Annotated in this window: 9 protein-coding genes; 5 read left to right on the top strand and 4 right to left on the bottom strand. The window is 71.7% G+C overall.

Annotation, left to right across the window (positions count from 1 at the left end; genetic code table 11):
* Nucleotides 1–64: 64 nt before the first annotated feature.
* From DLJ59_RS33250 to DLJ59_RS33235, 4 genes are read right to left on the bottom strand one after another with little or no spacing between them, the layout of a single operon-like run.
* On the bottom strand, nucleotides 65–1,312 hold the full coding sequence (locus DLJ59_RS33250) for an MFS transporter (RefSeq protein WP_124778077.1): 1,248 nt from the start codon (nucleotides 1,310–1,312) through the stop codon (nucleotides 65–67).
* 40 nt (nucleotides 1,313–1,352) lie between these two features.
* Nucleotides 1,353–1,934 carry an isochorismatase family protein gene (locus DLJ59_RS33245; RefSeq protein ID WP_124778076.1) on the bottom strand — a complete coding sequence of 194 codons (582 nt, stop codon included), beginning with the start codon at nucleotides 1,932–1,934 and terminating at the stop codon, nucleotides 1,353–1,355.
* 34 nt (nucleotides 1,935–1,968) lie between these two features.
* The gene (locus DLJ59_RS33240; protein ID WP_124778075.1) at nucleotides 1,969–3,255 is read right to left on the bottom strand and encodes a nicotinate phosphoribosyltransferase; all 1,287 of its coding nucleotides are present in this window, start codon (nucleotides 3,253–3,255) and stop codon (nucleotides 1,969–1,971) included.
* 16 nt (nucleotides 3,256–3,271) lie between these two features.
* The gene (locus tag DLJ59_RS33235) at nucleotides 3,272–5,950 is read right to left on the bottom strand and encodes a LuxR C-terminal-related transcriptional regulator (protein ID WP_124778074.1); all 2,679 of its coding nucleotides are present in this window, start codon (nucleotides 5,948–5,950) and stop codon (nucleotides 3,272–3,274) included.
* 194 nt (nucleotides 5,951–6,144) lie between these two features.
* On the opposite strand from DLJ59_RS33235, the gene DLJ59_RS33230 reads away from it, so the two are divergent.
* The 5 genes from DLJ59_RS33230 to DLJ59_RS33215 all read left to right on the top strand — a co-directional run bounded on the left by DLJ59_RS33230 (nucleotide 6,145) and on the right by DLJ59_RS33215 (nucleotide 9,171).
* Nucleotides 6,145–7,344, top strand: a complete 1,200-nt coding sequence (locus DLJ59_RS33230; protein ID WP_244236363.1) for a P-loop NTPase family protein — start codon at nucleotides 6,145–6,147, stop codon at nucleotides 7,342–7,344.
* Nucleotides 7,305–7,694 (top strand): hypothetical protein, encoded by a 390-nt coding sequence (locus DLJ59_RS37770; RefSeq protein WP_244236362.1) that lies wholly within the window; start codon nucleotides 7,305–7,307, stop codon nucleotides 7,692–7,694. The genes DLJ59_RS33230 and DLJ59_RS37770 overlap by 40 nt, the downstream gene beginning before the upstream one ends.
* Before the next feature lie 148 nt (nucleotides 7,695–7,842).
* Nucleotides 7,843–8,133 carry an ATP-dependent Clp protease adapter ClpS gene (clpS, locus tag DLJ59_RS33225; RefSeq protein WP_030331276.1) on the top strand — a complete coding sequence of 97 codons (291 nt, stop codon included), beginning with the start codon at nucleotides 7,843–7,845 and terminating at the stop codon, nucleotides 8,131–8,133.
* Nucleotides 8,130–8,630 (top strand): DUF2017 domain-containing protein, encoded by a 501-nt coding sequence (locus DLJ59_RS33220; RefSeq protein ID WP_030331274.1) that lies wholly within the window; start codon nucleotides 8,130–8,132, stop codon nucleotides 8,628–8,630. Before clpS ends, DLJ59_RS33220 begins: the two co-directional genes overlap by 4 nt.
* Before the next feature lie 52 nt (nucleotides 8,631–8,682).
* Complete coding sequence (locus tag DLJ59_RS33215; RefSeq protein ID WP_030331272.1) at nucleotides 8,683–9,171, top strand: M67 family metallopeptidase; 489 nt, start codon at nucleotides 8,683–8,685, stop codon at nucleotides 9,169–9,171.
* Nucleotides 9,172–9,208: the final 37 nt, after the last annotated feature.

Raw genomic sequence — 9,208 nt, 5'->3', positions numbered from 1 at the left:
GCCTGGGGCCCACCCGGCCCGGGTGGCCCTGTCCAGGCCAGGCCGCCGAATCTGGGCCCGGCCGTTAGTGGGCGGCGGGAGTGAGGTCGGCTTCGACGGGTGGCGGGGTGACCGCGTCGGCGTTGCGGCGGCGGCGCAGCTCGATCGGGAGCACCACCAGTGTGACCAGCGCGCCGAGCGCACCGGTCACCACGAAGCCCCAGAGTGGTGCGCTGGCGTCGATCACCGCGCCGGCGAGCGGCGCGCCGATCGCGATGCCGACGGTGACAGCCGAGCCGTGCAGACCCATCGCCTCACCGCGTACCTCTGCCGGGACCAGGCGGCTGACCGCGTCCGAACCGGCCGCGATTGTCGGCGCGCAGAGCGCGCCGGCGGGGATCAGCGCCAGGCACAGCAGCCACCAGTGCGCACCGCCCAGACCCACCGGAATGGTGAACAGGGCCAGCGCGGCGGTCAGCGCCAACGGGGAGAACGAGCGGTGCACGGCCCCGTAGGCGAAACCGCCGGCCAGCGAGGCGACCGCCCAGATGGCCAGGACCGCGCCCGTCCAGCTGACCTCGCCGCTGGCTCGCAGGACGGCGACCACCGCCACGTCGGTGCCACCGAGCACGAGGGTCGCGGCGGCGCTGAGCGCCAGTACGGCAAGCAGTCGGGGTGTCAGCCACTCCCGACGCGGCACCTGGCGCTGTGGGCCGGTCGGCTCGGTGGCCTCCCGGATCGGTGGGTTGACCAGCCACAGGGCGATCCCTGCGGCGACGATGCCGCCACCGACCAGATACATGGTGGTCTGCGCGGAGATCGCGGTGACCAGGGCCACCGCCAACGCCGGGCCGATCATGAAGGACAGCTCCACCGACATCGAGTCCAGTGCGTAGGCCGGTCGGCGCTGGTCCTCGGGGACCAGCGCGGCGATCGACTGACGGACCACGGAGAAGATCGGTATGGCCAGGGAGCCGGCCACGAAGGCGGCCGGCAGGAGCAGCGGGTACGCCAGCGACGGCGCGGTGGACCAGAAGATCGCCTCGGCGATCCCGGTGAGCACCAGGACCGGGCGCAGTCCTCGTCGGTCCACCAGTCGGCCGAGCAGCGGCCCGCCGATCGCCGCACCCACGGTGACGGCCGCACCGACCAGGCCGGCCGCCCCGTAGCCCCGATCAAGATCGAACACCACGTGGAAGGTCAGCGTCACCCCGGTCGCGGTGAGCGGGATTCGAGCGAGGACGGCGATCAGCAGCAGCGACCGCAGGCCGGGCAGAGCGAGCGCCTGCCGGTAAGGCTTCATGTTCACGTGGGTCCGTACCTCCGGCGACATCCTCGACCGGCGGCGGTCCCTTGGCCAACCATTTACGGTCTCATGCGGCCCTGATCACAGGCTGGCCCTGCATGATCACCCCGGCGCCGTCCATCGAGCGGAGGGCCACGTCGGTGGTCGCCGGGGCGACGGCTGCGGTCAATTCGAGCAGCACAGTAGTGACGAAACCCTCCCGGGCGGCGTCCAGCGCGGTCGCCCGGACGCAGTGGTCCGTGGCGATCCCGACCAGGTCGACCCGGTCCACGTCGTGGCGGCGCAGCCAGTCGGCCAGGCATTCGCCGTCGTCGGCATGCCCCTCGAAACCGGAGTACGCCGCCGCGTGCTCGCCCTTGTGGAAGATCGCCTCGACCCGGGCGGTGTCCAGTTCGGGGTGGAACTCCGAACCGCTGGTGCCGACCACGCAGTGCCGGGGCCAGGACTCCACGAAGTCCGGCGGATCGCCGAAGTGGGCGCCCGGGTCGACGTGGTAGTCCTTGGTGGCGACCACGTGCGCCCACCGGTCCGGCTCGGCGGCGAGTAAGCGGGAGATGCCGGCGGCCACCCCTGCCCCGCCGCCGACGGCCAGCGAGCCGCCCTCGCAGAAGTCGTTCTGCACGTCCACGATGATCAGCGCGTTGGCCATCGGGTTTCCCTTCGAGATCGGATCGGCGGAAGGCTCAGCCAGCGGGTACGACGGTGACCGGCACGGCCGGGTCGCCGGTCGAAAGCTTCAGCCCCTCCCACGGGATGGAGATCAGACACTCACGCAGGTGCTCGCGTGACTCGTCGAGCGTGGGCAGCGGCACCGGCTCACCGGCGACCACGAACGACCGCTGGAGCAGGCGGTCGTTGGGCTGCCGGTCCGGCACGCCCTGCGGGACGATGATCTCCTCGGTGGCGGTGCCGGTCGGCTTGTGCCGGCGGACCGCGACCTTCCGACCGCCGATGGTCGCCTTGTGCTCGGAGCGCTTCACCACCGGCCGTCCCTCGACCTCGACCAGCTTGTAGACCAACCCGGCGGTCGGTGCCCCGGAACCGGTGACCACTGCCGTGCCGGCGCCGTACATGTCCACCGGTTCGGCGGCCAGCGCGGCGATCGCGTACTCGTCCAGGTCACCCGAAACGATGATCTTGGTCTCGGTGGCGCCCAGCGAGTCGAGCAACTCCCGGGACTGCTGAGCGATCACCGCGAGGTCGCCGGAGTCGATCCGCACCGCCCGCAGCTCCGGCCCGGCCACCGCGATCGCGTTACGGATGCCCTGGCTGATGTCGTACGTGTCGACCAGCAGCGTGGTGTCCTTACCCAGCGTGGCGACCTGCGAGGCGAACGCCGCCCGCTCGTCGTCGTGCAGCAGGGTGAAGGCGTGCGCCGCCGTGCCCGCCGTCGGGATGCCGTAGAGCGCACCGGCGGCGAGGTTGGACGTGAACCGGAAACCGGCCAGGTACGCGGCCCGCGCCGCGGCCACCGCCGCCTCCTCGTGTGCCCGACGCGACCCCATCTCGATCAGAGCCCGGCCCCGCGCCGCGGTCACCATCCGAGCTGCCGCCGCGGCCACCGCGCTGTCGTGGTTGAGCACGGACAGCACCAGCGTCTCCAGCACCACGCACTCGGCGAAACCGCCGGAGACGGTGAGGATCGGTGAACCGGGGAAGAACAGCTCACCCTCGGCGTATCCGTCGATGTCCCCGGTGAAGCGGTAGTCGGTGAGCCACGCCGCCGCCGTCTCGTCGACCACCCCGGTCCGCAGCAGGAACTCCACCTCGCTGGGCTCGAACCGGAAGTCGCGGATCAGCTCGATCAGCCGGGCCGTCCCGGCGACCACGCCGTACCGGCGGCCACTCGGCAACCGGCGGCTGAACACCTCGAAGACACACCGGCGGTCGGCGGTGCCGTCCTTCAGGGCCGCGCTGACCATCGTCAGCTCGTAGTGGTCGGTCAGCAGCGCGGGGCGGTGGATGCTCACCGCCCCAGCCTAAGGTTCAGCTCGTGTCGCCGCCGTCATGGCCCGGTATCGAGCGTAACGCCGCCCACAGCTCGGCCCGGCTGGTGACGCCGAGCTTGGCATAGATGCGCTGTAGGTGGTTCTCCACTGTGCGCGCGGAAAGGTAGAGCCGTTCAGCGATGGCCCGGCTGGCCGCACCGTGCGCGGCGAGACGGGCCACCTGCCACTCCCGTTCGGTGAGCACCGGCGCGCCGGCCTGGAGCGCCGGAGTCCGGATCAGGTCGCAGCGCCCGAGCAACCCGGCGAGGCGCTCCCGGGCGTCGTTGGCCGCGGCCGAGTGCTGCTGGCGCAACCGCTGAACGGCCTGGGAGGTGGCCTCGGCCGCGTACACGATCAACTCCAGTGCGGCGTAGTCGTCGGCGACCGCGAGCAGATCAGTGGAGGAATCGGTCACCGCGGCGCGGGCGTGCCGGGCCAGCAGCGGCGGGAGCACCCCGTCGACCCGCTCGGAGAGCTCGGCGAGGCGCTGCGCGACGGTGCGCCGACCGCCGTCGGAGCAGGTGGGCCCGACCGCCATGCCCGCCTGATCCAGTCGGACGAGGTCGTGCAGAACGTGCACCTCGTGCCCGGAGAAGCCGTCCGAGCGCAGCCGATCCACCAGGTCGCCCAGGTGCTTGATCGCGCCCATCAGGTCGCCCCCGGCGGCGAGCGACGCGCCCCGAGCCTGCTCCAGCCACGGGTAGAGCACCGCCATTCCCGGCGCGTGGGTGCGGTCGGCTTCGGCCATCGCCTCGGCTGCCTGCACGGCGTCACCGCGCAGCGCCGCCGACTGGGCGCGTTCGGCCTGGGCCAGACCGGCGTAGACCCGACTCGTGGCCAGCACCGCGCAGGCACTCAGGGAGGTCCGCATGGCCGCGCCGCTCTGCCCGCGCAGCCGGAACGAGAACGCCTGGAGGATGGCCAGATAGCCGGTGCCGAGGCGGAAGTCACCCTCCCCGGCGAGGTCGGCGAACTCGTCGGCGACGATCGCGTCGATTCCGGCCAGGTCGCCGGTGAGCATGAGCCGGGTGCCCCGGGCCAACTCCAGGGCCAGTTGGAGGTACGGCATGTCGGTGCGCCAGTTGGCTGCGGCCGAGTGCACCTGGGCGATCGCCGTACCGCTGAGGGTCAGCTCGCCCTGCGCGGCCTGGACGTACGCGATGGTGGAACGGGCCAGTTCGCGGGCGGCGACGCCGGCCGCCGGCCGGTCCAGGACGCGTTGGCTGAGTCGTACCGCGGCGGCCGTGTCCAGTCGGTGCAGGCGCATGATCGCCTCGAAGGCGTGCACCCGGGCCCGGTCGGCGGAGTCGCTGAGCTGCTCGACCTGGCCGGCGATCTCCTCCACCGTGGATTCCTGGCTCAACCCCCAGTAGCTGACCATGCCGCGGACGGTCAGCCAGCGACAGAATCGTCGTTCGTCGCCGGGCGCCGGGGTCACCGCGTCGAGGACTTCGATCGCCTCGCCGGGCCGGTCGGCGAACATCAGGATGGTGGCCAACAGCTCGGCGGCGTCGGAGCCGCCGTCGGCATTCAGCGCGGCCCGCGCCAGGCGGGTCGCCAGCGGTACGTCGTAGCGGGTGAACGCCTGTACGGCGGCCTCCAGCAGCAGGGCCGGGTCTTGTGCGGTGCCCGAGTCGAGTCGCCAGACGGCCACCCGCAGCAGGTCGTCGCGGCGGCGCTTGCCGACCTGTTCGAGTAGCTCGGCGAGGTGTGCCTGAAGCCGGCGGGTGCGGCTGACCGGACAGCGACGGCGCATCACCTCGCCGTAGAGCGGGTGGGCCAGCCGGACGTTGGTGCGTCGGTCGTGCTGGTCCACGGTGATCAGCCCGCGTTCCTCGGCGGTCTCCACGTCGGCCTGATCGGCGGCCTGTTTGAGCAGGTGCAGGCCGAGCGGTTCGCCGAAGGCGACAAGCTCGACGACCGCGCGGACGCCGTCGGTGAGCTTCCCGACCCGGGTGTCGATGAGGTCGGTCAGGTTGGGCGCCAGCTCCAACCGCCCGGTCCATTTCCAGATCCCGTACGTCTGCTTCAACTCCGCGCTGCCGTTGGCGGCGTGCACCAGCTCGCGCAGCAGCAGCGGGTTGCCGGACGACAGTCGGCCGAGCCGGTCGGCGGAGCCCGGGTCGACCGGGCCGCCCAGGATCGCCGCCAGCAGGCCAGCGGTCTCCGCCTGCGGCATCGGTGTCAGCTCGACGTGTTCGACCAGGTCGTCGGTCCAGAGTGCGCGGATCGGCAGCGGGATCTGCTCGCCGTCGCGCAGGGTGCCGACCACTGTGGCGTTCTCGGCGCGGGCGACCAGGTGCACCAGTGCGGCGGAGGGTGGGTCGAGCAGGTGGGCATCGTCGATGGCGAGCACGATCCGTCGGCCGGCAGCCTGCTGTTGCAGCACGTGGAGCGCCCAGCGCAGGACACCGGCGGGGGAGAGGCCCTGGGGCTGCTCGGCGGGGAGGACCTGGACCAGCCCGCCGAACGGCAGCGCCGCGGTGGTGGCGCTCGCGGCGATGGACCAGATCGCGAACCGGTCGGTGGGCAACGCGCCCACGCCCTCGCGCAGCAGTCGACTCTTGCCGATGCCAGCGCTGCCGCTGAAGAAGAGCCCGCGGCCGGCCTCACCGGTCACCGCCTCCAGCAGGCGGTTGAGCTCATCCGTGCGGCCGACGAACTCCCATCGACTCATCCGGGCAGCATATCGATCGGATTTCGTCCGCGCTCGCACCGTCACGGTGTGAAGTTGAGTAATCGCACAATTACCGGTGAGTATTCGAGGTGTTCTGCCCGGTCGTCAGCCCGCCCGTAGTCTTCCGACATCCGGGTTGGCGTACCGGAAGTTTCGCGACCGGACCTCCGATCACCTGCAACGGGAGGCACCTGATGAAGCAGGGCCCTCTCCCCTCGGTCGACTCGCCGGACGACATGACCGGCCCAACCGACCTACCCACCTGTGGCCCGCTCCCGACCCGGGTCGGCGTGACCGGCTCCGCCCCGGACGAGCCGCTCGGTGTGGTCGCCGTCGGCCCGGCCGGTGCCGAGCGGCGTGCCGTGCTCGCCACCCTGCTCGGGCTCGACCCGGTCATGCTCACCGTGCCCGCCGGCAGTTGGCTGGTGGTACGCGACGCCAAGGTGCCCACCCGGGCCGCGTTCGTGCCCGGTTACCGCCAGCCGCACTCGTACGGCGCGGACCGGGACGCGGCTGGTCCGGCGTTGGCCCGCCCGCCCCGGCGGGTCGAGCTGACAGTGCCCGAGCCCCTGCTGCGGCACTTCGCCCTGATCGACGTTCCGGACACCGCCACCCTCGGCGTCTCCGGCACCCGGGTGCTGCTCGAAGCGGCGGGCCGGGCCGGCGCGCTGCTGTTCGTGATCGCCGCCGACCAGGCTTTCACCGCCGCTGAGTTGAACCTGCTCGCCGAAGTCGCCCCGACTTCGGTGGAGGTCGTCTTCGCGGTCACCCCCGGCGCGGCGGGTTGGGCTCCGCTGGCCGACGGCGCGGCGACTACGGAGGGCGCGGGGGCGTCCGTCCCGCCGGTCGGGGGTGCGCAGACCGAGGTGGATGCGGTAGCGGTGACGGTGGAGGCACATCGGGCCGCGCTGCTGGCCGCGGTGCCGGCGCTGGCCGGCGCGCGGTGGTTCCCGGTCGACGACGCCGCCACCGCAGCCGATCTGCGACGGGCGCTGGTGGGTTGGGCGTCGCGTGAGGGGTTGCAGCGGGCCAGCGTCGACCCACCGGTCCTGCCGGGTCAGCAGGGCCGCGTCGCCGTGGCCGCCAATCCGGGTGACTGGTCCGAACGGCTCGACCGCCACACCCGCACGTGTGCTCAGCGGATCCGCCAGCACCTCGCCCTGGAGTTGGCGAACATCCACCTGCGGGCCGTTCAGGAGATCGTGTTCGGAGTCGGCTGCACCGGCCTACCGGATCTCCTCGACCGGGAGATGGCGGCGTTGTCGCTGTTGGCCACCGCGCAGTGCGATCAGGCGGTGCGCGGCATCGTGACCGACGTCGCGTCCCGGGTGCTGGCGCGCCGCCAACCGAAGGCGTGCGACGCCGGATCGCCAACGCGGTGCAGTACGGCCTGACCGATCACCGGCCCGGCCACGAATTGGACAAGGTGCTGTTGATCACCAGCACGGCCGGCGTGGCCGAGTTGACCGGCTCCGAGGCGATCGACGCTGCCGCCAGCTATCCGGTGGCGTCCCGTGACGAGGTGCTCCCGCCGGTCGCGGTGGCGCTCTCCGGTGGGTGCTGGCAACAGTGGCGTACCCCCGGCAACGACGACCACAGCGCGGCGCGGGCCTGGTCCCAGCGGGCGGTGCGCGAGGTCGAGCTGGGGTTGTCCAGGGAGATCTCCCGACGGTTCGAGGTGATCCGCCTCTCGCTGGGCGTGGTGCTCTCCGATGCAATTGATCACGGCATCCTGCTCGCCTGACGGCGCGCCCGCCGACCGGTCCGAGTCCGGTCCGGACCCCGCGTCCGGTGGCGTTCAGGGCGGGTCGGGAGTGCCCGGGGTGGGTGATCCGCGCCGGGCCGGCGTTCCGGTTCCTCGGTTCCGGGAAACCGGTGGCACGATGGGGGGCATGGCGGCTCCACAGGTTGTACCGGTCGAGACGCCGGACACTGACGAGGTGCCGGCGTCCGACCGGCAATGGGTGACGATCGTGTGGGACGACCCGGTCAATCTGATGACGTACGTGACCTGGGTTTTCCAGAAGCTTTTCGGCTACAGCCGGGAGAGGGCCGAACAGCTGATGCTGGACGTGCACCACAAGGGTCGTGCCGTGGTCTCCACCGGCGCCCGGGAGCGGATGGAGCACGACGCGTCACAGCTGCACGCGTACGGGCTGTGGGCGACGGTGGACAGGTCATGAGCATGTTCCGTCGCCAGGCCGGTCATTACGTCGCCGTCTTCGCCGTCGACGAGGTGCGGGTGCTGCGTAAGGTCGCCTCCGAGGTGGTGGGTCTGCTCACCGACGGCTTCGACCACACCGACCCGGTCGTCGGTCGGCTCTTCCCGGCGGTCTACCCGCAGGACGCCCCGGGCACGGCCGAGTTCCGCCGCTACACCGAGGGCGACCTGAAGACCGCGAAGATAGATCAGGCGGGGGCGATCCTGGCCGCGTTGCCGGACGACGCCGGTGGCGAGGTGCGGTTGGACGCCGAGGCCGCCGAGGCGTGGTTGCGGGCGCTGAACGACGCCCGGCTCGCGATGGGCGTCCGCCTGGAGATCAAGGACGGCACGGATCTGGGCGAGGAGTTGGACGACGCGGTCGCTGAGGACCCGGGTTCCAGCCGGGTGTTCCAGCTTTCGGTCTACGCCTATCTCGGGTATCTACAGGAGTCGCTGCTCAACGCCTTGATCGACTAGGGGTGACCGGCACCACTTCGGCCCGTGCTCGTCAGGCGTTAGGCTGGTGCACGTGCTGAGCATCGACCGGTCGATCATCGACGCGATCGTCGCCCACGCGCGGCGGGATCACCCCGACGAGGCGTGCGGCGTGGTCGCCGGTCCCGTCGGCAGCGACACCCCGACCCGGCACATCCCGATGGACAACGCGGCGCGGTCGATGACCTTCTACGAGTTCGACTCGATGGAGCACCTGCGCGTGTGGCGGGAGATGGACGACCGGGACGAGGAGCCCGTCGTCATCTACCACTCGCACACCGCCACCGAGGCGTACCCGTCGCGGACGGATGTCGCCTTCGCCGGTGAGCCGGGGGCGCACTACCTGCTCGTCTCGACCCGTGAGCCCGACTCGGAGGAGATCCGGTCGTTCCGGATCGTCGACGGCGTGGTCACCGAGGAGCCGGTCCGGGTCGTGGAGGCCGGCGTCGACCCGCACGCCGTTCAGTCCTACATGTTCGGGCAGAGCCCGGCGACGGTCGATTACGAGTGTTCCGGCCGCTGACCTGTCAGCGCCGCAGCCGTCTCGTCCCGTCACCGTA

Source organism: Micromonospora inaquosa (genome assembly GCF_003857055.1).
Taxonomy (GTDB): Bacteria; Actinomycetota; Actinomycetes; order Mycobacteriales; family Micromonosporaceae; genus Micromonospora; species Micromonospora inaquosa.
This window is presented reverse-complemented; position numbering and strand designations above follow the sequence as displayed.

What these genes read in the sequence shown, in the direction of transcription:
- DLJ59_RS33250 (WP_124778077.1), bottom strand. Translation starts at nt 1,312, where the DNA reads ATGTCGCCGGAGGTACGGACCCACGTGAACATGAAGCCTTACCGGCAG.
- DLJ59_RS33245 (WP_124778076.1), bottom strand. Translation starts at nt 1,934, where the DNA reads ATGGCCAACGCGCTGATCATCGTGGACGTGCAGAACGACTTCTGCGAG.
- DLJ59_RS33235 (WP_124778074.1), bottom strand. Translation starts at nt 5,950, where the DNA reads ATGAGTCGATGGGAGTTCGTCGGCCGCACGGATGAGCTCAACCGCCTG.
- DLJ59_RS33230 (WP_244236363.1), top strand. Translation starts at nt 6,145, where the DNA reads ATGAAGCAGGGCCCTCTCCCCTCGGTCGACTCGCCGGACGACATGACC.
- clpS (WP_030331276.1), top strand. Translation starts at nt 7,843, where the DNA reads ATGGCGGCTCCACAGGTTGTACCGGTCGAGACGCCGGACACTGACGAG.
- DLJ59_RS33220 (WP_030331274.1), top strand. Translation starts at nt 8,130, where the DNA reads ATGAGCATGTTCCGTCGCCAGGCCGGTCATTACGTCGCCGTCTTCGCC.